Origin of the sequence: Pseudomonas sp. LABIM340 (assembly GCF_040017195.2) — a bacterium.
GTDB lineage: Bacteria > Pseudomonadota > Gammaproteobacteria > Pseudomonadales > Pseudomonadaceae > Pseudomonas.
Genome location: NZ_CM200227.1, coordinates 3,802,507 through 3,824,060 on the forward strand (window position 1 = coordinate 3,802,507; position 21,554 = coordinate 3,824,060).

Annotated in this window: 16 protein-coding genes; 14 read left to right on the plus strand and 2 right to left on the minus strand. The window is 67.3% G+C overall.

Annotated features, from left to right (window positions below; genetic code table 11):
• Positions 1-2 precede the first annotated feature (2 nt).
• From ABKS89_RS17365 to ABKS89_RS17380, 4 genes are read left to right on the plus strand one after another with little or no spacing between them, the layout of a single operon-like run.
• Positions 3-1,592, plus strand: a complete 1,590-nt coding sequence (locus ABKS89_RS17365; RefSeq protein ID WP_348586284.1) for a TolC family protein — start codon at positions 3-5, stop codon at positions 1,590-1,592.
• Complete coding sequence (locus tag ABKS89_RS17370; protein ID WP_348586286.1) at positions 1,579-2,355, plus strand: efflux RND transporter periplasmic adaptor subunit; 777 nt, start codon at positions 1,579-1,581, stop codon at positions 2,353-2,355. Before ABKS89_RS17365 ends, ABKS89_RS17370 begins: the two co-directional genes overlap by 14 nt.
• Positions 2,348-3,688, plus strand: coding sequence for an efflux RND transporter periplasmic adaptor subunit (locus tag ABKS89_RS17375; protein WP_138214359.1), 1,341 nt, complete (start codon positions 2,348-2,350; stop codon positions 3,686-3,688). The genes ABKS89_RS17370 and ABKS89_RS17375 overlap by 8 nt, the downstream gene beginning before the upstream one ends.
• Positions 3,689-3,693: 5 nt before the next feature.
• The gene (locus tag ABKS89_RS17380) at positions 3,694-5,793 is read left to right on the plus strand and encodes a site-2 protease family protein (protein ID WP_348586288.1); all 2,100 of its coding nucleotides are present in this window, start codon (positions 3,694-3,696) and stop codon (positions 5,791-5,793) included.
• 97 nt (positions 5,794-5,890) lie between these two features.
• Here the strand turns inward: ABKS89_RS17380 and panB are convergent, their stop codons facing one another.
• Positions 5,891-6,715 (minus strand): 3-methyl-2-oxobutanoate hydroxymethyltransferase, encoded by an 825-nt coding sequence (gene panB, locus ABKS89_RS17385; RefSeq protein WP_348586290.1) that lies wholly within the window; start codon positions 6,713-6,715, stop codon positions 5,891-5,893.
• 86 nt (positions 6,716-6,801) lie between these two features.
• Between panB and ABKS89_RS17390 the strand changes: the two genes are divergently transcribed.
• The 6 genes from ABKS89_RS17390 (at position 6,802) to ABKS89_RS17415 (ending at position 17,020) form a co-directional block, all read left to right on the plus strand.
• A complete protein-coding gene (locus ABKS89_RS17390) occupies positions 6,802-7,596 on the plus strand; it encodes an AraC family transcriptional regulator (protein WP_348586292.1) in 795 nt (264 codons plus the stop codon).
• Positions 7,597-7,773: 177 nt separating this feature from the next.
• The gene (gene metE, locus ABKS89_RS17395; RefSeq protein WP_348586293.1) at positions 7,774-10,071 is read left to right on the plus strand and encodes a 5-methyltetrahydropteroyltriglutamate--homocysteine S-methyltransferase; all 2,298 of its coding nucleotides are present in this window, start codon (positions 7,774-7,776) and stop codon (positions 10,069-10,071) included.
• A gap of 216 nt (positions 10,072-10,287) precedes the next feature.
• On the plus strand, positions 10,288-11,052 hold the full coding sequence (gene cobF, locus ABKS89_RS17400) for a precorrin-6A synthase (deacetylating) (RefSeq protein WP_348586294.1): 765 nt from the start codon (positions 10,288-10,290) through the stop codon (positions 11,050-11,052).
• Between the two features lie 120 nt (positions 11,053-11,172).
• Complete coding sequence (locus ABKS89_RS17405) at positions 11,173-11,739, plus strand: cysteine dioxygenase family protein (protein WP_138214364.1); 567 nt, start codon at positions 11,173-11,175, stop codon at positions 11,737-11,739.
• A gap of 118 nt (positions 11,740-11,857) precedes the next feature.
• Entirely contained in the window at positions 11,858-12,991 is a 1,134-nt protein-coding gene (locus ABKS89_RS17410; RefSeq protein WP_348586296.1) for an HD domain-containing phosphohydrolase, read from the plus strand.
• A 48-nt stretch (positions 12,992-13,039) separates the two neighbouring features.
• Positions 13,040-17,020, plus strand: coding sequence for a hybrid sensor histidine kinase/response regulator (locus tag ABKS89_RS17415; RefSeq protein ID WP_348586297.1), 3,981 nt, complete (start codon positions 13,040-13,042; stop codon positions 17,018-17,020).
• Positions 17,021-17,030: 10 nt separating this feature from the next.
• On the opposite strand, the gene ABKS89_RS17420 is transcribed toward ABKS89_RS17415, so the two are convergent.
• Positions 17,031-17,807: an IclR family transcriptional regulator gene (locus ABKS89_RS17420; RefSeq protein WP_253450500.1), complete on the minus strand. Its 777-nt coding sequence runs from the start codon at positions 17,805-17,807 to the stop codon at positions 17,031-17,033.
• A gap of 177 nt (positions 17,808-17,984) precedes the next feature.
• Between ABKS89_RS17420 and ABKS89_RS17425 the strand changes: the two genes are divergently transcribed.
• The 4 genes from ABKS89_RS17425 (at position 17,985) to ABKS89_RS17440 (ending at position 21,533) form a co-directional block, all read left to right on the plus strand.
• Positions 17,985-18,743, plus strand: coding sequence for an ABC transporter substrate-binding protein (locus tag ABKS89_RS17425; RefSeq protein WP_138214368.1), 759 nt, complete (start codon positions 17,985-17,987; stop codon positions 18,741-18,743).
• A gap of 110 nt (positions 18,744-18,853) precedes the next feature.
• Entirely contained in the window at positions 18,854-19,510 is a 657-nt protein-coding gene (locus ABKS89_RS17430) for an amino acid ABC transporter permease (RefSeq protein WP_138214369.1), read from the plus strand.
• On the plus strand, positions 19,507-20,250 hold the full coding sequence (locus tag ABKS89_RS17435) for an amino acid ABC transporter ATP-binding protein (RefSeq protein ID WP_081516968.1): 744 nt from the start codon (positions 19,507-19,509) through the stop codon (positions 20,248-20,250). Before ABKS89_RS17430 ends, ABKS89_RS17435 begins: the two co-directional genes overlap by 4 nt.
• A complete protein-coding gene (locus ABKS89_RS17440) occupies positions 20,247-21,533 on the plus strand; it encodes an NAD(P)/FAD-dependent oxidoreductase (protein WP_348586299.1) in 1,287 nt (428 codons plus the stop codon). Before ABKS89_RS17435 ends, ABKS89_RS17440 begins: the two co-directional genes overlap by 4 nt.
• Positions 21,534-21,554 lie beyond the last annotated feature (21 nt).

Below are 21,554 nucleotides of genomic sequence, written 5' to 3' on the forward strand. Positions count from 1 at the left end.
CTATGCCTGCCTACGCACTGAAATGCCTGAGCGCCACCATCACCGTCAGCCTCTTCCTCAGCGCCTGCTCGGCGTTCGAGCCCAAACCCTACACCGAGGAGGAAATGCGCCAGCGGGTGATCGACGACCAGGCGCGGATGTACAAGGAGCAGGAACCGGTCAGCGGGCCGATCACCTTCTACGAAGCCTCCGCCCGAGCATTGAAATACAACCTCGACTACCGCCTGAAGCTGCTGGAAAGCGCGCTGGCCTCTGACCTGCGTGACGTCACCAGCCACGAGATGCTGCCGCGAGTGGTCGCCTCCGCCGGCTATGCCGGGCGCAACAATGACTCCGGCGGCACCTCCATCGGCATCGAGGACCGCCAGGTCAGCCTGCGTCCGTCCACCTCGGAAGAGCGCTATCGCCAGCTCTACAGCCTCGGGCTGTCCTGGAGCCTGCTGGACTTCGGTGTCGCCTACTACCGCACCCAGCAGAAGAACGACCAGATGCTGATGGCCGAGGAACGCCGCGAGAAGGTCGCGCAGAACGTCCTGCAGGACGTGCGCAACGCCTACTGGCGCGCGCTGGGCGCCCAGCGCCTGCTGCCGGAAGTGGACGGCCTGCTGATGCGCACCCACCGCGCGCTGACCTCCGCCCGCGAGGCCGAGGGCAAGGGCCTGCTGCCGCGCCAGGACATCCTTGCCTACCAGCGCGCCCTGCTCGACTCGGTGTACATGCTCACCGTGCGCCGCCAGGACCTGGAATTCGCCCGCGCCGAACTGGCCGCGCTGATGTCGCTGCCGCCGAACACCAAAATGGTCCTGGCCGACCTCGGCGAACAGCCGCTGCCGCTGGTGACCAACAACGTCGAACAACTCGAACGCCTGTCCCTGGAACGCCGCCCGGAGATCATGGAGGAGTGGTACCGGAAGCGCGTCGACATGAACGACCTGAAGATCGCCAAGGCCCAGCTGTGGCCCAACGTGAGCTTCAACTACGGCTACGAGTACGACTCCAACAAGTACCTGTACAACAACGACTGGAACCAGACCGGCATCAACGTCTCGATGAACCTGCTGCGCCTGGCGCAGTACCCGGACATCAAGGCCGCCGAAGCCAGCCAGGAAAAGACCGACGACATGCGCCGCACCGCGCTGTCCATGGCCATCCTCACCCAGGTCCGCGTCGGCCTGCTGCGCTATCAGTTGGCGAAGCAGGAAGTGGAGTTCGCCGACGAGAGCCTGCGCGTCGACCAGAGCCTGCTCAGCTACGCCCAGTCCGCCCGTGGCGCCGCCCTGGGCAGCGAACTGGAGCTGATCCGCGCCGAGGGCCGCTTCCTGCTCTCGCGCTACCAGCGCGAAGCCGCCTACTCCGACGCCCAGGCCGCCTGGGGCCGGCTGTACAACTCGGTGGGCTTCGAGGTGATGCCCCGGGAGATCGAGAACCACGACGTGAAGACCCTGGCGCGGGAAATCCAGCGCACGCTGGAGCAGCAGACCAGCACCAACCTGCTCGCCAGCAGCGGCGCCACGACCATGAAATCAACCGTTCAACCGACCGCTGGGCAAGCATCCGCAGGGCAGAAGGAAATCGCCAATGCCGCGCAGTAAGCCGTACCTGCTCCTCCCGCTATGCCTGATGCTGCTCCAGCCGGCGCTGGCCGATGATGCGCCCAGCGGCCTGCCGCCACTGCCCGACAACCAGGACCCCGGCGCCATCCGCGTGCTGCTGGTGTCCAACCTGGAAACCACCCTCTCCGCGCAGATGAACGGCACCCTCGGTGCGCTCAAGGCAAGCCTGGGCGACAAGGTCGCCAAGGATGCCGAGCTGGCCCAGCTCAACTGCGTGGAGGTCAACGCCCGCGCCAAGGTCGCCGCCGCCGAACTGAACATGGCCCGCTCCAATCTCGCCGCCAAGCAGAACCTGCGCAAGCTCAATGCCGTGGGCGACCTGGAAGTCGCCATGGCCAACACCGAGGTGCAGAAGGCCGACGGCGCCCTCACCCTGGCCCGCGCCCAGGCCGGCTACTGCCTCGTCGATGCGCCCTTCTCCGGGCGCATCGCCAAGGTCTACGTCAAGCCGTACCAGACAGTGACGGCCGGTACGCCGCTGTTCGACCTGGTCAGCGACGGCGCGCTGAAGGTCCGTCTCAACGTGCCCTCGTCCATGCTGCCCAGCCTGCGCCCGGACATGCCGCTGGAAGTGGACATCCACGAAACCGGCAAGCACTACCCGGCCAAGGTCAGCGTGATCAACGCGCGGGTCGACGCCGTGGCGCAGACCGTGGAGCTGGAAGCGAAACTGGACGCCAGCTACCCCGAACTGATCGCCGGCATGAGCGGGGTCGCGCGCTTCCCCGAAAGCCATGAGTGAGCTGCTGCCGCCACCCCAGCTGCTGCTGAGCCTGGCCAATGTGCGCGACAAGGCTCTGACGGCCGACTCCCTCGGCGCCCTCGCCTTCAGCATCGCCAACGACCTGTTCCCGCTGCTGCGCTTCCACCAGGCGCTGGTGTTCGCCTGCCATGAGTCGCGCAACGAGCTGCTGGCGGTGTCCGGCCTGGCCAAGCCCACAGAAGACTCGCCCTATCTGGTCTGGCTGGAGCGCGCCAGCCGCTGGGTCGCCGGACAACTACCCGACGCCACGCCCACCTGGCTGGCCCGCGACGCCATCGAACCGCCTGCCGACATCGCCGAAGGCTGGAGCGAATGGTGGCCCGCCGGACTCTGGTGCGTGCCGCTGCACGACCGCGCCGGCAAGCGTCTGGGGCTGGTGCTGTTCCTGCTCGACGAGCCGCCGGCGCGGAACCTGCAGCCGCTGCTGCAGGGCATCTGGCAGACCTGGGCGCACGCCTGGGCATCGTTCGGCCCGCGCACCCGCCTGCGCTACTGGCGACCGAGCAAGCGCCAGGTGCTGGTCGGCGTGATCGCGCTGGCCGCACTGCTGCTGATCCCGGTGCGGCAGACCGCCCTGGCGCCGGCGGAAATCGTCTCGCGCAACGCCCAGGTGATCAGCTCGCCCATCGACGGCGTGATAGTCCGGATGCTGGTGCGGCCGAACCAGAGCGTCGAGGTCGGCACGCCGCTCTTCGAACTCGACGAAACCACCCTGCGCAGCCGCGCCGATGTGCTGGCCAAGGAAGTCGCCGTGGCCGACGCAGAACTCATGGCCGCCAGCCAGCGTGCCTTCGACAACCCGCAGAGCAAGAGCGAGCTGTCGGTGCTCGACGGCCGCTCTCGCCAGCGCCGCGCCGAACTGGCCGCCGTGCAGGCGCAACTGGCGCGCACCCGCGTACTCGCGCCGCGCGCCGGCGTGGCCGTGTACAGCGACCCCAACGACTGGCTGGGCAAGCCGGTGGTGACCGGCGAACGCATCCTGCAGATCGCCGACCCGAAGGCACCGGGCATGCGCATCCAGCTGCCGGTAGCCGATGCCATCGCGCTGGAGCCGGGGGCACCCGTGGCGTTGTTCCTCACCGCCTACCCGCTCGACCCGCTGCACGGGGAAATCCTCGACACCAGCTACCAGGCCAAGCCCAGCGATGAAGGCGTGGCGTCCTATCGCCTGCTGGCCAGCGTGCAGGACGCCCCGCCCCATGCGCGCCTGGGCCTGCACGGCACCGCCAAGCTCTACGGCGAGCGCGTGGTGCTCGGCTACTACCTGCTGCGCCGCCCGCTGGCGTCCCTGCGCGCCTGGACCGGCTGGTAACGGCGATGGACATTGCCGCCGAAGACCTGCCCACCCCGCCGCTGCGCGACGACCTGCGCCTGGACGAAGCCGCGCCCGGCCCGGACGGCGAGCCGGTATGGGTGATCCAGGACAGCGTGCTCAACCGCTTCTACCGCATCGGCTGGCTGGAGTTCGAATGCCTGCTGCGCTGGGAGCAGACGCCCCGGCAGATCAGCGAGCAGATCGCCGAGCAGACCGCGCTCAAGCCCGATGCCGAGCAGGTGCTGGGTTTCCGCCAGTTCCTCGAACACCACCAGTTGCTCCGCCCCGGCCCCGAAACCCTGGCGCGGCTGGCCGCGCGCAGCGAAGGCAAACAGTGGACGACCTGGAACTGGTGGCTGCACCACTACCTGTTCTTCCGTATCCCGCTGCTGCGCCCGCAGCGCTTCCTGCGCGCCATCGCCGGCAGCCTCGACTGGCTGTTCAACCGCTACGTGGCGATGCTGGTGCTGCTGCTCAGCCTCGCCGGCATCGTGCTGGTGGCGCACCAGTGGGACACCTTCACCCACGACGTGGTGGAGTCATTCTCCTTCGAGGGCCTGCTCAGCTTCGCCGCCGCACTGGTGGTGGCGAAGACGCTGCATGAGCTGGGTCACGCACTGGTGGCGACGCGGCTGGGGCTGAAGGTCGCGCACATGGGCATCGCCTTCGTGGTGATGTGGCCGATGCTCTACACCGACACCGGCGAGAGCTGGAAGCTGCGCAGCAACCGCCAGCGCCTGGCGATTGCCAGCGCCGGGATCATCACCGAACTGGGTCTGGCCGGGTTGTCGACGCTGGGCTGGGCACTGGCCGACCCTGGTCCCTTCCGCAACGGGTTGCTGTACCTGGCGACCACCAGCTGGGCGCTGTCGCTGGCCCTGAACGCCAGCCCCTTCATGCGCTTCGACGGCTACTTCATCTTCTCCGACCTGCTCGACTTCCCCAACCTGCACGAACGCGCCGGCGCCCTGGCGCGCACCACGCTGCGGCGCAACGTGCTGGGGCTGGACGAACCCTGGCCGGAGCACTTCCCCACCGGCAAGCGCCGAGCGCTGGTGGCCTTCGCCTTTGGCACCTGGGTCTACCGCCTGCTGCTGTTCCTCGGCATCGCCGTGGCGGTCTACTACTTCTTCTTCAAACTGCTGGGGATCTTCCTGTTCGCCGTGGAAATCAGCTGGTTCATCGTTCAGCCTGTGTGGCGCGAACTCAAGGTCTGGTGGCAGCGCCGTGCGGAAGTGAAGCCGCGGCGCAAGCTGGTGTTCCTCGCGCTGCTCGGCGCCATCGTCCTGCTGCTCGCCATTCCCTGGCGCACCCAGGTGCATGCCATGGGCGTGGCGCGTGCGGCGCAGCAGCTGCACGTCTATGCGCCCTTCCCTGCGCTGCTGCGCGACCTGCGCCCGGGCGGCGAAGTCGGCAAGGGTGAAACCCTGGCGGTGATGGAAGAGCCCGACATTGCCGCCAAGGTAGCTGGCAGCGAGGCGAGTATCCGCGGTTACCAGGGGCGGCTGGCGGGTATGCTGGCCGACCCGTCCGGACTGACCGAGGAAGCCGTCACCCGCCAGCGGCTGGGCGTGGAGTACCAGCAGGCCCGCGCCGCCCGCAACGAAATGGCCCGCCTCAACCTGCAGGCGCCGTTCGCCGGGCGCTGGATGGACGTCAACCCGGACTGGAAGCCCGGCCAGTGGATCAACACCCGCGAACCCATCGGCGTGCTGGTGGACCCGCAGCACTGGCTGGTGGACGCCTACGTCAAACAGGACGAAGTGCAGCGCCTCACCGACGGCGGCCAGGTGCGCTTCTACCCCGAAGGCGTGCCGCGTCCCATCGAGGGTCAGGTGGTGCTGATCGGCACCACGCGTATCAGCCAGCTGGAACTGCCGATGCTCGCCTCGCGCTACGGCGGCCCGTTGAACGTCAATCCGCAGGGCGAAGCGCTGGTGCCCAACCCGGCGCTGTTCCATGTGCTGGTAAAGCTGGATGGCGCGCCGCCTGGGCTTCACGAAACCCGTGGTCACCTGCAGATCGAGGGCGCCCGGCGCAGCTGGCTGGGCGAAGGTTTCACCCGCCTGCTGGCTGTCGCCCTGCGCGAGAGCGGGTTCTAGCGCCGGAGCTTACCCGTAGGAGCGCGCCATGCGCGCGACCGCGGGCGTGGTCCGCTCCTACAGGTTGATGATCCGTGCTTGCGGCCCCGCGCCGGGCTCACTCCTTCGCCATCCCGAAACAATGCCGCGCCTGCGGGAACTGGCGCTCACGCACCTCGCTGGCGAAGCGTTCGGCCGCCGCGCCGATCAGCTCGTCCACCCGCACGTACTGCTGCGCGAAGCGCGGAATCTGCTCGCCGGACAGCCCGAGCATGTCCTCGGTCACCAGCACCTGCCCGGCGCAGGCAGGTGAAGCGCCGATGCCGATCACCGGGATCTCCAGCCGCTCGCAGACCTGCCGCGCCACAGGCTCCAGCACGCCTTCGAGCACCACGCTGAAGGCCCCGGCGGCAGCGATGGCATCCGCCTCGCGCAACACCCGCGCAACGCCGGCTTCCTCCTTGCCCTGCACCTTGAAACCACCGAGGGCGTTGACTTTCTGCGGCATCAGGCCGATATGCGCCATCACCGGAATGCCGCGCTCGACCAGGAAGGCGATGGTCTCGGCCATCTCCGCGCCCCCTTCCAGCTTCACCGCCTGCGCGCCACTTTCGGCAAGCACCCGCGCGGCGGCGATAAACGCCTGCTGTGGCGAGGCCTGGTAGCTGGCGAAGGGCATGTCCACCACCACGCACGCCCGTTGTGAGCCCCGGACCACCGCGGCGCCGTGGGCGATCATCATGTCGAGGCTGACGGCCAGGGTGTGCGGCATGCCGTAGAGCACCATGCCCAGCGAATCCCCCACCAGCAGCACATCGACGTGCGGGTCGAGCAGCCGCGCCATGGGCGCCGAGTAGGCGGTCAGCACGACCAGACTGCCGGGCTCGCGGCACTGGCGGATGTCGAGGATGGAAAAACGTTGTTGCGGACGGTGAGTACTCATCGGGCTCTCCCACTTCGGGCTGGATTTGACCGGGGAAGACGCTACCATCGGCCCTCCATGACCCACTTCCGACAGTGAGACAAGCTATGCCGCCAGCGGGACAGGATGCTCTGGCACTTCCCGGCTTCACTTCGCTGCCACGCCCGGTGTGGCTGCGTGCCTTCGACATGCCCGCCGGCCACGAGGTGGAGCCCCACTCCCACCCCTGGGGCCAGCTGATGTACGCCGCCAGCGGGGTGCTCGAGGCAACGACCGAGGAGTACGCCTGCGTGATTCCACCGCGCCGGGCGATGTGGCTGCCGGCGGGCGTTCGCCACAGCGCCCGTGCGCGCACGCTGGTGGTGCATCGCAGCTTCTACCTGGCGCCGGAACTGGCAGTCGGCCTGGGGCCGTGCCGCGTGCTGGAAATCTCGCCGCTGCTGGACAACCTCATCCAGCGCGCCAGCGAGTTCCCCCGCGACTACCCCGACGAGGGGCCTGAAGCCCGGCTCATGCAGGTGCTGGTGGACGAGCTGCACAGCGCGCCGAACTCCGGCCTGGCCCTGCCGCTGCCGCGTGACGCCCGCCTGCGGCGCGTCACCGATCACTTGCAGGAACACCCCGGCGAGCGCCTGGGCATCGAGGACTGGGCGCAGCGCGTCGGCGCTTCAAGGCGCACGCTGGCGCGGCTGTTCCGCGACGAGACCGGGCTGTCGTTCCGCGAATGGCGCGAGCGGGTGCGCCTGCTGGCAGCGCTGCCGAGACTGGAGCGCGGCGAGTCGGTGACGCTGATCGCCGGCGAGCTGGGCTACGAATCCACCTCGGCGTTCATCGAGCTGTTCCAGCGCCAGCTGCATACCTCGCCCGGCGCGTTGGCGCGGCAGATGCGCGCCGGCGGGTAGCCACACCGGGGCAGCGCCTGGCTGCGGACTTTGTCCGCGGTCGCGGGCATGGCCCGCTCCCGCAGGGAGCGACATCAACATGAGAATTTCTTATGTTCATCACAAGAACATTGAGTTTGTCTCATGAAGGCCGCGCCGGGAGAATTTCCCCATCGTTGATTCAATGGAGAGATTCACATGGCGCTGGCACACAACCTCGGCTTTCCCCGCATCGGCCGCGACCGCGAGCTGAAGAAAGCCCAGGAAGCCTTCTGGAAGGGCGAGCTGGACGAAACCGGCCTGCGCGCCATCGGCCGCGAACTGCGTGCCGCCCACTGGCAGGTGCAGAAGAACGCTGGCATCGAACTGCTGCCGGTGGGCGACTTCGCCTGGTACGACCAGGTGCTGACCCACTCGCTGACCTTCGGCGTCATCCCAGAACGCTTCCGGGGCCATGGCGAAGCCAAGCCCACCCTGCAGACCCTGTTCGCCATGGCGCGAGGCGTCAGTACGGGGTGCTGCGGCGCGCATGCCCAGGAGATGACCAAGTGGTTCGACACCAACTACCACTACCTCGTCCCCGAGTTCAGCGCTGACCAGCAGTTCGAACTGAGCTGGGAGCAGTTGTTCGAGGAAGTGGAGGAAGCCCACGCCCTCGGCCATCAGGTGAAACCGGTGGTAATCGGCCCGCTGACCTACCTCTGGCTGGGCAAGACCAAAGGGGCCGACTTCGACAAGCTCGACCTCGTGGAGCGCCTGCTGCCGCTCTACGGCCAGATTTTCCGCCGTCTGGCCGCGCAAGGCGTGGAGTGGGTGCAGATCGACGAACCGATTCTCGCCCTCGACCTGCCGCAGGACTGGAAGAATGCCTTCGAACGCACCTACAACCTGCTGCAGAGCGAGCCGCTGAAGAAGCTGGTAGCCACCTATTTCGGCGGCCTGGACGACAACCTGGGCCTGGCCGCCGGCCTGCCCGTGGACGGCCTGCACCTCGACCTGGTGCGCGCACCGGAGCAGTTCCCGACTATCCTCGACCGCCTGCCGGCCTACAAGATTCTTTCCCTCGGCGTGGTCAACGGCCGCAACGTCTGGCGCTGCGACCTGGAGAAGAGCCTGGAAGTGCTGCGCCACGCCCATGACCGGGTGGGTGATCGCCTGTGGGTCGCGCCGTCCTGCTCGCTGCTGCACAGCCCGGTGGACCTGGAGCGCGAAGACCAGTTGGATGCCGAGCTGAAGAGCTGGCTGGCCTTTGCCGTGCAGAAGTGCGCCGAAGTCGCCCTGCTCGCCCGCGCCGTCAATCAACCCGAGGCTCCGGAAGTCATCGCCGCGCTGGAGCAGAGCCGCACCGTGCAGGCCAGCCGCGCCGCCTCGCCACGCATCCACAAACCGGAGGTGAAGGCCCGCCTCGCGGCGGTGAAAGCCGCCGACTGCCAACGCCAGTCGCCCTTTGCCCAGCGCATCGTCAAGCAACGCGCCGGTCTGAACCTGCCGGACTTCCCCACCACCACCATCGGCTCCTTCCCGCAGACCTCGGCCATCCGCCTGGCGCGCCAGGCCTTCAAGCAAGGCAAGCTCAGCGTCGCTGACTACACCGAGGCCATGCACAGCGAAATCCGCCATGCCGTCGAGACCCAGGAAAACCTCGGACTCGACGTACTGGTGCACGGCGAGGCCGAGCGCAACGACATGGTCGAGTACTTCGCCGAGCAGCTCGACGGCTACCTCTTCACCCGCTTCGGCTGGGTGCAGAGCTACGGCTCGCGCTGCGTGAAACCGGCGGTGATCTTCGGCGACCTGAGCCGGCCGAAGGCAATGACCGTAGAGTGGATCCGCTACGCCCAGAGCCTCACCAGCAAGGTGATGAAGGGCATGCTGACCGGCCCGGTGACCATGCTGATGTGGTCCTTCCCGCGCGAGGACGTCTCCCGCGAAACCCAGGCGCGCCAGCTGGCCCTGGCGATCCGCGACGAGGTCGTCGACCTGGAGCACGCCGGTATCAGGATCGTGCAGATCGACGAAGCCGCCTTCCGCGAGGGCCTGCCACTGCGCCGCAGCGACTGGGGCCGCTACCTCGACTGGGCCACCGAAGCCTTCCGCCTGTGCGCCTCCGGCGTGCGCGACGAAACCCAGATCCACACCCACATGTGCTACAGCGAGTTCAACGACGTGATCGAATCCATCGCCGCCATGGACGCCGACGTGATCACCATCGAAACCTCGCGCTCGGACATGGAGCTGCTGGAGGCCTTCGAGAAGTTCGAGTACCCCAACGAAATCGGTCCGGGCGTCTACGACATCCATTCGCCACGTGTGCCGGGCAAGGACGAGATGGTCAAGCTGCTGCGCAAGGCCGCGCAGCGGATTCCCGCCGAGCGCCTGTGGGTCAACCCCGACTGCGGCCTGAAAACCCGTGCCTGGCCGGAAACGGAAGCGGCGCTGGTGAACATGGTCGCGGCCGCCCGCGAGCTGCGCAAGGACGTGGCGCTGCTGGGCTGAGAGGGCGCTCCACCCATCCTGCGGGCTGAGGGCGATGACGCCCGCGTAGGGCGCATAACGCCCCAGGCGTTATCCGCCAAGGCGGATAACCCGTGCCGGGTTATGCGCCCTACGTTGCCGCAGGTTCATCTCGTACCGCGGCGATCCGGCAGATGAGCGTGGCGCCGGACAGGCATAATCTGGAGCCCCTCCGAACGAAGACACGCAGGACCAGACATGAAGCAGCTGCTCATCATCGGCATCGGCGCCGGCGACCCTGAATACCTCACGGTGCAGGCGATCAACGCGATGAACCGCGCGGACGTGTTCTTCCTCATGGACAAGGGCGCGGCCAAGGACAAGCTGATCCAGCTGCGCCGCGATATTCTCCAGCGCTACGTCTCCCATAGCGATTACCGCATCGTCGAAGCCGACAGCCCCGAACGCGTGCGCGAAGGCGACTACGCCGGGCAGGTGCGCGACCTCAACCAGGCCAAGCAGCAGGTTTTCAAACGTCTGATCGAGGACGAACTGCAGGACGGCCAGTGCGGCGCCTTCCTCGTCTGGGGTGACCCCTCGCTCTACGACAGCACCCTGCGCATCCTCGATGCCGTCCTGCGCGAGGGCCGGGTGAAGTTCGACTACCAGGTGATCCCCGGCATCACCAGCGTGCAGGCGCTGGCCGCACGCCATAAGGTGCCGCTGAACGCCATCGGCCAGTCAGTGCAGATCACCACTGGTCGCCGCCTGGCCGAGGGCTTTCCGGCCAACGCGGAAAGCGTCGTGGTGATGCTCGACGCCGAGGACACCTATCGCCAGCTGAACGACCCGGACCTGGAAATCTACTGGGGCGCGTACGTTGGCACGGCGGACGAGATCCTCCGTAGCGGGCGGCTCGCCGAGGTCGGTGAAGACATCCAGCGCACCCGCCAGGCGGCCCGCGAGGCCAACGGCTGGATCATGGACACCTACCTGCTGCGGCGCGCGCCGAAGGACGGCTGAGCAGACACGCAGGGCGCATGACGCCCACGGCGTCATCCGCCGTACCGTTCTGAGCAGGCTCGACAAAAGCGGCTAGAGTCATTTCGTTGTGTCGCCAACGCCCGCCGGAGCGCACCGCTCATGCCGAACGCCACCCTCGCCCGCTTCATCGAACACGCCACCCAGCTCAGCCGGCAGGAATCCGAACCCTGCCAGTGCGTGGCCTCGCTGGCGCCCTTCATGATGGAGCTGCTGGCCCATGCCGGCGACTTCCTCGAAGCGCACCACTACCAGAGCGACCCGTTCCACTATGCGCGCAACCTGATCTACCAGGCGCCGGACGACAACCTGTCGCTCTACGCCCTGGTCTGGTCGCCGGGCCAGTGGACGCCGGTGCACGACCACGGCAGCTGGGGCGTGGTGGGGATAGTCGAGGGGGTACTGGAGGAACGCAGCTACGTCTGCCTGTCCGCTGACCGCAACCGTGACGAGGGCATCGAACTGGTCAAGGGCGGCATGATCCTGCTGCCGCCCGGCGCGGTCACCAGCTTCGTCCCCAACCCCGACCACATCCACGTCACCGGCGTCCCCGCCGACCGCCCGCGCGCAGTCAGCCTGCACCTCTACGGGCGGATGATGAACAACTACCACATCTATGACGTCGAGGCCGGCACGCGGCACTTCGTCGAGGTGGAACACAACGGCTGAAATACCCGCCGAACACGCCTGCCGGATCACCCCGGAGGCTTGCCCGGCGCGATCTATACTCACACCGGCGCACGGGCAGGAAGTCCCGCGGCGCATGCCCTGTGGCGGAGGATGGTCAATGAATGCACCTGGTCCCGTTGTTCGTCCGACGATCCTGATCGTCGACGATGCTCCCGAGAACCTCACGCTCCTCTCGGAACTGCTCAAGCTGCTGTACCGCGTCAAGGCCGCGCGAACCGGCGAGAAGGCACTGCAGATCGCCCAGTCCGACGATCCGCCGGACCTCATCCTGCTGGACGTGATGATGCCCGGCATGAACGGTTTCGAGGTCTGCCGACGTCTGCGTGAAGACGCCCGTACGCAACGCATCCCGGTGATCTTCATCACCGCCCAGGTCGCCGCCGACGAAGAAATCCGCGGCCTGGAACTGGGCGCCGTGGACTACCTGACCAAGCCGATCAACCCGCCCACCGTGCTGATGCGCGTGGACAACCAGCTGCGCATCAAGGCCGCCGCCGACTTCCTGCGCGACCAGAACGAATTCCTCGAACAGGAAGTACAGCGCCGCACCCGCGAGCTGGCGGCCATCCAGGACGTCACCATCATCGCCATGGCCTCCCTGGCCGAAACCCGCGACAACGAGACCGGCAACCACATCCGCCGCACCCAGCACTACGTCAGCGCGCTCGCCGAGCACCTGCATCAGCACCCGCGCTTCGCCGCCGAGCTGGACGAGGAGACGCGGCAGCTGCTGCTGAAGTCCGCGCCGCTGCACGACATCGGCAAGGTCGGCATTCCCGACCACATCCTGCTCAAGCCCGGCAAGCTCACCGCCGAGGAATTCGAGCTGATGAAGAAGCACACCACCCTGGGGCTCGATGCCCTGGAGAAGGCCGAGGAGCGCCTGGGCATGGACGTGCCCTTCCTGCGCCTGGCCAAGCAGATTGCCTACGGTCACCACGAGAAGTGGGACGGCTCGGGCTACCCCGAAGGCCTGGCCGGCGACGCGATCCCGCTGTCGGCGCGGCTGATGGCGGTGGCCGACGTCTACGACGCGCTGATCAGCAAGCGGGTCTACAAGCCCGCCATGTCCCATGCGGTGGCGGTGGAGTACATCCAGTCCCAGCGCGGCATGCACTTCGACCCGGACATTGTCGATGCCTTCCTCGCACTGGAAGACGAGTTCCGCGGCATCGCCGAGCGCTTCAACGACAGTGACGCCGACCCGGCCGTGGCAACTCCAGCGGCCTGAAGGGCATAACCCGAAACGCCCGCGCCAACCCTGCCAGGAGGCGGCCCGATGGTGAATCTGCTCGGCTATCTGCAGCGCCTGAAGCTGCGCACCCGGCTGGTGGTCGGGTTCGGCGGCATCCTCCTGCTGGCCCTGTTCCTGGGCCTGTACAGCCTGCATGTGCAGCGCCAGCAGATCGAGCAGATCAACGTCATCTATGAAAAGGAAATGCTCGGCCTCTCGCATATCGAGGCGGCCCGCGTCTCGCTGGCCGGCATGGGCCGGAGCATCCGCCAGTTCGTCCTCGCCACCGACGAGAACGGCAGGGCCCAGGCGGTAAGGCAGTTCAATGAGGTCAGGGCGAATCTGCGCGAGGAGATCGAGCTGGCGAGGCCCCTGATCTACCGAACCCCGGCGCTCCAGGGGCTGGTGCGCTTCGAGGCGGCCTACGAGGAATACCAGGAGCAGGTCCAGCGTGTCCTGGCGCTGAACGACAAGCCGATCCGCCCTGGACAGTCCACCGATCTGGGTGCCATAGCCCTGCTGTCCTCCACTGCGCTGCAGCGTCCGGGCGAGGTGGCCAACCAGGCCCTGGCCGAGGTAGCGCAGATCAAGCGCGAGGGCGCCGACCTGGAAGTGAACATGGCCACCGAGCGCTTCCACCGCAGCGTCCAGCTGACCATCTGGCTGTTGGCGATGGGTCTTGGCGGCGGCATCCTGTTCGGCACCCTGATCAGTTGGTCGATTCGCAAACCTGCCGACGGCCTGCGCTTTTCGGTCGATGCACTGAGCAAGGGCGACCTGGATATCGAGGTGCCCTTCCAGGACTTCCCCAACGAGATCGGCGAACTGGCCCGGGCCATCACCGCGCTGCAGTCCGAGGCGCGGCAGATGGCCAACCAGCGCTGGGTGAAGACTCAGCTGGCGACCCTCAGCAGCCGCATGCAATCCGTTGCCGGCTCCAGCGAGCTGGGCGACCAGACCCTGGCTGCGCTGGCTCCACCACTGGAATTGCGCCGCGCCTCCCTGCATGTGCATGAAGAGGACACTGCCGAACTGGTCCTGCTGGGCAGCTACGCGGCACCGCCGGACCTGCCCCGCCGCTTGCCCCTGGGCCAGGGATTGATCGGCCAGTGCGCCAAGCAGCGCGAGCCGATCCAGCTGCGCCAGCCTGACCGCGCTCTGGAAGGCGAATACGCACCGCCGCTGTTCCTCGACGTCCTGCCGCTGATCCATGGTGAGCGCCTGGTCGGCGTGCTGGCCCTGGAAGGCTTGAGGGAAATGGGGTCGAGCCGGCGCGCCCTGCTCGAGGAGTTCATCCCGATGCTGGCGATGAACCTGGAAATCCTGGAGCGTTCTTCGCGCACCGAGCAGTTGCTGAAGGAAACCCTCACCCAGGCCGAGCAGATGGAGCAGCAGGCGGCCGCGCTTCAGGAAAGCGAAACGCGCCTGCAGTACATCCTCGACTGCAGCCCGGTCAGCGTCGCCATTTCCACCCATGGAGAGCTGCACCTGGTCAACCCGGCCTTCGTCGCGAGCTTCGGGCTCAAGGCTGGCGACGAGGCTGCCGGGCTCTATGTCGACGAGGCCGAGCGCGAAGCGGTCTGGAATGAGCTGCTGTCCGGTGAGCGGATGCTCGAGCGCGAGGTTCGCCTGTATGACGGCCAGGGCGGCGAGCGCAATATCCTCGCGACCTACCTGCCGATCATCCACCACGGCGAGCCCGCCATGCTCGCCTGGCTGTACGACATCACCGAGCGCAAGCTGGTCGAACAGCAGATGCGCCGCGCCAAGGAGCTGGCCGAAGAAGCGACCCGCGCCAAGAGCGAGTTCCTCGCCAACATGAGCCACGAGATCCGCACGCCGATGAACGTGATCATCGGCATGAGCAGCCTGGCCCTGAAAAGCGGGCTCGATGCGCGCCAGCACAACTACGTGCAGAAGGTGAACCGCTCCGCCGAGGGGCTGCTGGGCATCATCAACGACATCCTCGACTTCTCGAAGATCGAGGCCGGCATGATGAGCGTCGAGCACGTCGAGTTCCGCCTGGAGGACGTGCTCGAGCAGTTCTCCGCGCTGGTCGGATTCAAGGCCGAGGAGCGCTCCCTGGAGCTGCTCTTCCAGCTCAGCCAGGACCTGCCGACCTCCCTGGTCGGCGACCCACTGCGCCTGGGGCAGATACTGCTCAACCTGGGCAACAACGCGGTGAAGTTCACCGAACGCGGGGAGATCGTCCTCGGCATCGAACCCGTGGCCCTGGGCAGCCAGGACGCGGAACTGCACTTCTGGTTGCGCGACACCGGCATCGGCATGACCGCCGAGCAGTGCGGACGCATGTTCCAGTCGTTCATCCAGGCGGACTCCTCCACGTCGCGTCGCTACGGTGGCACCGGGCTGGGGCTGTCGATTTCCAAGAGCCTGGTGGAACTCATGGACGGACGCATCTGGGTGGAGAGCGAGCCGGGCAAGGGCTCAGTGTTCCACTTCCACGCGCATTTCGGCATCCCCGAGGCCGCCGCGCCCCGACGCATGCTGCGGGCGGACGAACTGCTCGGGGTGCGCGCCCTGGTGGTCGACGACAACGCCTCGGCGCGGGAGATTCTCTCCGGCATGGCGCTCAGCTATGGGCTGGAAGTGGATGTCGCGCGCAACGGCAGCGAGGCCCTGGAGTGGATCAGCGAGGCGGAACAACGGCATTTACCCTACCAACTGGTGCTGGTCGACTGGCAGATGCCGGGCATGGATGGCATCGAGGTGGTCGCGCGGCTGCATGACGGTCACTGCGAGAACGTCCCGGCGGTAATCATGGTCACCGCCTTCGGCCGCGAAGAAGCACTCGACGCCGCCCAGCAGCGCGGCGTCGAACTGGGCACGGTGCTGACCAAGCCGGTGACACCCTCCACCCTGCTGGAGTCGATCAACATCGCCCTGGGCAAGCAGAGCGTCGTCGAGCCGCGCAGCCGCGAACGGCAGAGCGCCACCGACGAGGCCCTGGCCCGCGTCACTGGCAGCCGGGTATTGCTGGTGGAAGACAACGAGCTGAACCAGGAGTTGGCGATGGAGCTGCTGGGCGATGCCGGCATCGAGATCGTGCTGGCCTGCAACGGCCAGGAAGCGCTGGACCGGCTGGCCGTCGACCGGCGTTTCGACTGCGTACTGATGGACTGCCAGATGCCGGTGCTCGACGGTTACGCGGCAACCCAGGCACTGCGCCAGCGCCCGGAACTGGCGCAGCTGCCGATCATCGCCATGACCGCCAACAACATGGCCGGGGACCGCGAACTGGCGCTGGCCGCCGGCATGAACGACCACATCGCCAAGCCCATCGACCCGCCCGCGATGTTCCTCACCCTGTCGCGCTGGATCGAGCCGCGGCAGCGCCCGGAGGCTGCGAGCGCACCGACGCCGACCTCACCGCCTGCCAGCCAGTTCGACCTGCCGGGTATCGACAGCCGCGCCGGACTGGCCACCTGCGCCGGCAAGGCGGCACTCTACGAACGACTGCTGCAGCGCTTCCGCACCAGCTACCTGGACTTCGTCGGCGAGTTTCGCGCCCTTGACTCGGAGGCCGACCCGACGGCCCGTCGCCGCGCCGCCCATACCCTGCGCGGGGCAGCCGCCAACATCGGCGCCCTGGCGCTGGCACGGGCTGCCACGGTGCTCGAAGACGCCTGCCAGGGGCCTTCCCCGGAAGAGCTGATCTCACGCCTGCTGTTCGATGTGCAGGCGCAGTTGGAAACGGTGCTGACGAGCCTGGCGAACCTTGGCGCAGCGCCACCCGCAGTGCCTTCCGCAGCAGCGCCTGCTGCCGCCATGCCCGAGGAGCAGATCAGCGTCCTCCTCCAGCAGCTGCACGTCTTGCTTGAGGACAGCGACACCAGCGCCGGCGAGCTGATCGGCCGGCTGGGCAGCGCTTTCGCAGACCCACCACGGGCCAGGCTGCTGCGGGAGATTACCGAAGCCGTCGAGGGCTTCGACTACGAGCGCGCCCTGACGCAGCTGCAACGGCTGCAGGACGCGGCGCCCGAGCCTCTGCAGCCGCAAGCCTGAGCGTGCGGCCTCAGAGCGTCCGGATCGAGGTGCTGATCGCCCGTGCGCATTCGATGGCCGCCGGCGCCAGGCGGCGTTCGGCGTCCTCGCGGGTCCAGCGGCTGGTGGGCGCCACCACGTGCACCGAAGCCACCGGCCGGCCCTGGCTGTTGCGCACCGGCGCGGCCACCGCCATGTCGCCCAGGAACAGCTCCTCGCTGTTGATCGCATACCCCTTGCGGCGGATCTCGGCGATCTCCGCGAGGATTTCCTCCAGCGAGGTGCGGGTGTACTGGGTGTGGCTGGACAGGTCGCTGCCCTGCAGCAGTTCCAGCACCTCGTCATCGCTCAGCGCACTCAGGAAGGCGCGGCCCGAGGCGGTGCAGTACATGGGGATGCGGCTGCCGATGGGCAGATGGATCGGGATGAACTTCGGCCCCACGAAGCGCGCGACGTAGAGCATGTCCGTGCGCACCGGCTCGGTGAGGTTGGTGGTCTCGCCGGTGGTCTGCGCCAGCTCCGCGAGGAAGGGATTGGCGACGTCCACCAGGGTGTCGGCGGCGAGGTAGTTGTAGCCGATCTCCATCACCTGCGGCGTCAGCTGGAAGCGCTTGGTCTGCGGATGCTTGCTGACGTAGCCCAGCGCTTCGAGCGTGTGGATCATCCGCTGCGCCGAACTCTTGGTGATGTCAGCGGCCTCGGCCACCTCGGCCAGGTTCATGGTGCGGTTGCTCGCATTGAATCCGCGCAGCACGGCCAGGCCCTTTTCCAGCGACTGGTTGAACAGGCTGTTTTCGTTGTCGCTCATGTCTCGTCCTTGGCAAGGAACACGCCTTTATCAGGCATTAAATATCGATATGCGATATTTATAAATCTCTTTACGATTCTTGTAAATCATTTATATTGCGACTAACGCCTCCTGCCGATACTCGAGGCTATCCATAACGCATAAAGACAACAATCCGCGTCAAATGGGAGTTCACCAATGCATCCTCGCCTCCGCGTGTTTTCCTGCGCCCTCGCGCTCGTCGCCAGCTGCGCCGCATCCCTGGCCGCCCAGGCCGAACCTCTGAAGGTCGGCGCCACCGCCACCGGCGTGCCGTTCACCTTCCTCGACGTCAAGACCAACAGCATCCAGGGCATGATGGTCGACTCCGCCCAGGCCGTGGCCAAGGCCGGCGGCTTCGACGTGGAAATCGCCCAGACCACCTTCGCCGCGCTGATCCCCTCGCTCACCGCGAAGAAGATCGACCTGATCTCCGCCGCCATGCTGCGCACCCCCGAGCGGGAAAAAGTGGTGCAGTACTCCGACCCGGTGTTCGAGTACGGCGAAGGCCTGGTGGTGCGCGCCGACGACGACAAGGCCTACACCAGCATGGATGACTTCAAGGGCGAAGTGGTCGGTGCCCAGGTCGGCACCATCTTCATCGACAAGCTCAACCAGCGCGGCATCTTCAAGGAAGTGCGCGGCTACGACTCCCTCGCCGACCTCACCCGCGACCTGGCGCTGGGCCGCATCAAGGCCGGCTTCGGCGACCACCCGATCCTCGCCTACCAGATGGCCAAGGGCAGCCTGAAGAAGGTGCGCCTGGTGGACAGCTACCAGCCGCAGATCAAGGGCGAGGTCTGCCTGATCCTGCGCCAGGGCGACCCGCAGCTGCTCGCCCAGGTCAACCAGGGCATTGCCAGCATCAAGGCCGACGGCACCCTCGCCGCCATCATCGGCAAGTGGCACCTGGACTGACGTCCGCCTTTCTTCACGCCACCCCCGAGACTTACCCGCACCTTTCGCCGGAGCCCAGCGCCCGGTGAAGGGTGACGGCCGCCCTCAGTTTCCCGCTCACGGACATCCCTATGTTTCTCCAGAATGCCCTGGACTTCCTGCCCATTCTATTGAGTGGCGCGGTGGTCACCGTGCAGGTCACGATTGCGTCCTTCCTGCTCAGCTCGCTCATCGGCCTGGCCTTCGCCCTGATGATGGTGTCGAAAATCCGCGCCGTGGCGCTGTTCGGCATCTCCGTGGTCAACGTGATCCGCGGCCTGCCGATCATCGTGCAACTGTTCTATATCTACTTCGTGCTGCCGGACTTCGGCGTGCAGCTTTCCGCCATGCAGGCCGGCATCATCGGCCTGGGCATCGCCTACTCGGCGTACCAGGCGGAGAACTTCCGCGCCGGCATCCAGGCCATCCAGCAGGGGCAGATCGAAGCCGCCGAATCCCTCGGCATGCGCGGCCCGATGATCATGCGCCGGGTGGTGCTGCCGCAGGCCTTCCGCATCGCCCTGCCGCCCTACGGCAACACCCTGGTGATGATGCTCAAGGACTCCTCGCTGGTGTCCACCATCACGGTGGCCGAGATGACCCGCGCCGGCCAGCTGATCGCCTCCTCGACCTTCGAGAACATGACCGTTTACACCCTGGTCGCCCTGCTCTACCTGGCCCTGAGCCTGCCGCTGTCGTTCGCCCTGCGCCGCCTCGAAGCGCGCATCGCCACGAGGAAGAAAGCATGATCCGCATCCAGTCGCTGCACAAAAGCTACGGCAGCACCCGCGTCCTCGAAGGCATCGACCTGTCGGTGGAGAGCGGCCAGGTGGTGTGCCTGATCGGCCCGTCCGGCTCGGGCAAGTCGACCCTGCTGCGCTGCATCAACGGCCTGGAGACCTACGAGGGTGGCGACATCCTGGTCGGCCAGGAACGCGTCGACCGCCACGCCCACTCCATCCATGAAATCCGCACCCAGGTGGCGATGGTGTTCCAGCGCTTCAACCTGTTCCCTCACCGCACCGCCCTGCAGAACGTCATGGAAGGCCCGGTGTACGTGAAGAAGGAGCGCCCGGACGCCGCCCGCGAGCACGCCCGCGCCCTGCTGGAAAAGGTCGGCCTGAGCCACCGCATGGACGCCTACCCGGACGAACTCTCCGGCGGCCAGCAGCAGCGCGTCGCCATCGCCCGCGCCCTGGCCATGCGGCCCAAGGCGATTCTCTTCGACGAGCCGACCTCGGCGCTGGACCCGGAGCTGGTGGGCGAAGTGCTGGCGGTGATGCGCAAGCTCGCCGACGAAGGCATGACCATGGTGGTGGTGACCCACGAGATGGGCTTCGCCCGCGAAGTGGCGGACAAGGTCTGCTTCCTCTATGGCGGGCGCATCGTCGAGGAAGGCGCGGCCAAGGATGTGCTCGGCGCGCCGAGCCAGCCGCGTACCCAGGAATTCCTCCGCCGTCTGCTCAACACCGACGGGGGCCAGGCATGAACGCCCAGCCCCTGGCACTGCCGCCCTCGCTCTGGGCAGCCACCGCGAACGCCGGCCCGGCCACACCGGCGCTGGCTGAAGACAAGCAGGTCGACGTCGCTATCGTCGGCGCCGGCTATACCGGGCTGGTCACCGCCCTGCACCTGGCCCGCAACGGCGTGCGCGTCTGCGTGCTGGATGCCGGCGAGCCGGGCTGGGGCGCTTCCGGGCGCAACGGCGGGCAGGTGATCCCCGGACTCAAGCATGACCCCGACGACCTGCGGCGCATGTTCGGCGGCGACAAGGCCGAACGCCTGATCGACGTTGCCGGCGGCGCTGCCGATGAAGTCTTCGAGCTGATCCGCCGCTACGACATCGACTGCGAAGCAACCCGCAAGGGCTGGATCCAGCCCGCCGCCTCGCCCACCGCCCTGCGCGCCATCGAGAAACGCGCCGAGCAGTGGCGCCAGCGCGGCGTGCCGGTGGAGATGCTCGACAAGAGCAGCGTCGCCCAGCGCATCGGCAGCAACGACTACCTCGGCGCCTGGGTCGACCCGCGTGCCGGCAGCGTCCAGCCGCTAAGCTATGTGCGTGGCCTAGCCCGTGCTGCGTTGAGTGAAGGTGCCGCGATCCACGGCCACACCCGCGTGAGCAACCTGCGTCGCCACGGCAGCGGCTGGCAGCTCAGCACCGATAGCGGGCACAGCGTGACCGCCGAACGGGTGATCCTCGCCACCAACGGCTACACCGACGACCTCTGGCCGAAACTGCGGCAGACGGTGATCGCCGCCAACAGCTTCATCGTCGCCACCAGGCCCCTGCCGGACCACCTGCGACGCAGCGTGCTGCCCAATGGCGAAGTCTGCTCGGATGCGCGCCGGCTGCTGCTGTACTTCAAGCAGGACGCCCGTGGCCGGCTGTTGCTGGGCGGTCGCGGGCCGTTCGCCGAGCCGCGTTCGCCCAGCGACTGGCTGCACCTGAAGCGCTCGCTGCTGGGGCTGTTCCCGCAGCTGGCCGAGGTCGAGTTCGAGTACCAGTGGAGCGGCCGCGTGGCGCTGACTCCGGACTTCATGCCGCGGCTGCACGAACCGGCGCCGAACCTGAGCATCCTGCTGGGCTACAACGGTCGCGGCATCGCCATGGCCTCGACCCTGGGCCGTCACCTGGCGGAACGTGTGCTGGACCGCGAGAAGGACTTTCCCTTCCCCGTCACCCCAGTGCGGCCGATTCCCTTCCATGGGTTGCAGCGCCTGTACCTGGGTGTGGGCATCGCCTGGTATCGGCTGCTCGACGCCGTTCTCTGAGAGTGCCCGGCCTGGCGCCTA

Bases quoted from the DNA above. Each gene is read 5' to 3' on its own strand.
- ABKS89_RS17380 (WP_348586288.1), top strand. From the start codon at position 3,694: ATGGACATTGCCGCCGAAGACCTGCCCACCCCGCCGCTGCGCGACGAC.
- ABKS89_RS17415 (WP_348586297.1), top strand. From the start codon at position 13,040: ATGGTGAATCTGCTCGGCTATCTGCAGCGCCTGAAGCTGCGCACCCGG.
- ABKS89_RS17430 (WP_138214369.1), top strand. From the start codon at position 18,854: ATGTTTCTCCAGAATGCCCTGGACTTCCTGCCCATTCTATTGAGTGGC.
- ABKS89_RS17410 (WP_348586296.1), top strand. From the start codon at position 11,858: ATGAATGCACCTGGTCCCGTTGTTCGTCCGACGATCCTGATCGTCGAC.
- ABKS89_RS17375 (WP_138214359.1), top strand. From the start codon at position 2,348: ATGAGTGAGCTGCTGCCGCCACCCCAGCTGCTGCTGAGCCTGGCCAAT.
- metE (WP_348586293.1), top strand. From the start codon at position 7,774: ATGGCGCTGGCACACAACCTCGGCTTTCCCCGCATCGGCCGCGACCGC.
- ABKS89_RS17435 (WP_081516968.1), top strand. From the start codon at position 19,507: ATGATCCGCATCCAGTCGCTGCACAAAAGCTACGGCAGCACCCGCGTC.
- ABKS89_RS17420 (WP_253450500.1), bottom strand. From the start codon at position 17,807: ATGAGCGACAACGAAAACAGCCTGTTCAACCAGTCGCTGGAAAAGGGC.
- ABKS89_RS17440 (WP_348586299.1), top strand. From the start codon at position 20,247: ATGAACGCCCAGCCCCTGGCACTGCCGCCCTCGCTCTGGGCAGCCACC.
- ABKS89_RS17390 (WP_348586292.1), top strand. From the start codon at position 6,802: ATGCCGCCAGCGGGACAGGATGCTCTGGCACTTCCCGGCTTCACTTCG.
- panB (WP_348586290.1), bottom strand. From the start codon at position 6,715: ATGAGTACTCACCGTCCGCAACAACGTTTTTCCATCCTCGACATCCGC.
- cobF (WP_348586294.1), top strand. From the start codon at position 10,288: ATGAAGCAGCTGCTCATCATCGGCATCGGCGCCGGCGACCCTGAATAC.
- ABKS89_RS17365 (WP_348586284.1), top strand. From the start codon at position 3: ATGCCTGCCTACGCACTGAAATGCCTGAGCGCCACCATCACCGTCAGC.
- ABKS89_RS17425 (WP_138214368.1), top strand. From the start codon at position 17,985: ATGCATCCTCGCCTCCGCGTGTTTTCCTGCGCCCTCGCGCTCGTCGCC.
- ABKS89_RS17370 (WP_348586286.1), top strand. From the start codon at position 1,579: ATGCCGCGCAGTAAGCCGTACCTGCTCCTCCCGCTATGCCTGATGCTG.
- ABKS89_RS17405 (WP_138214364.1), top strand. From the start codon at position 11,173: ATGCCGAACGCCACCCTCGCCCGCTTCATCGAACACGCCACCCAGCTC.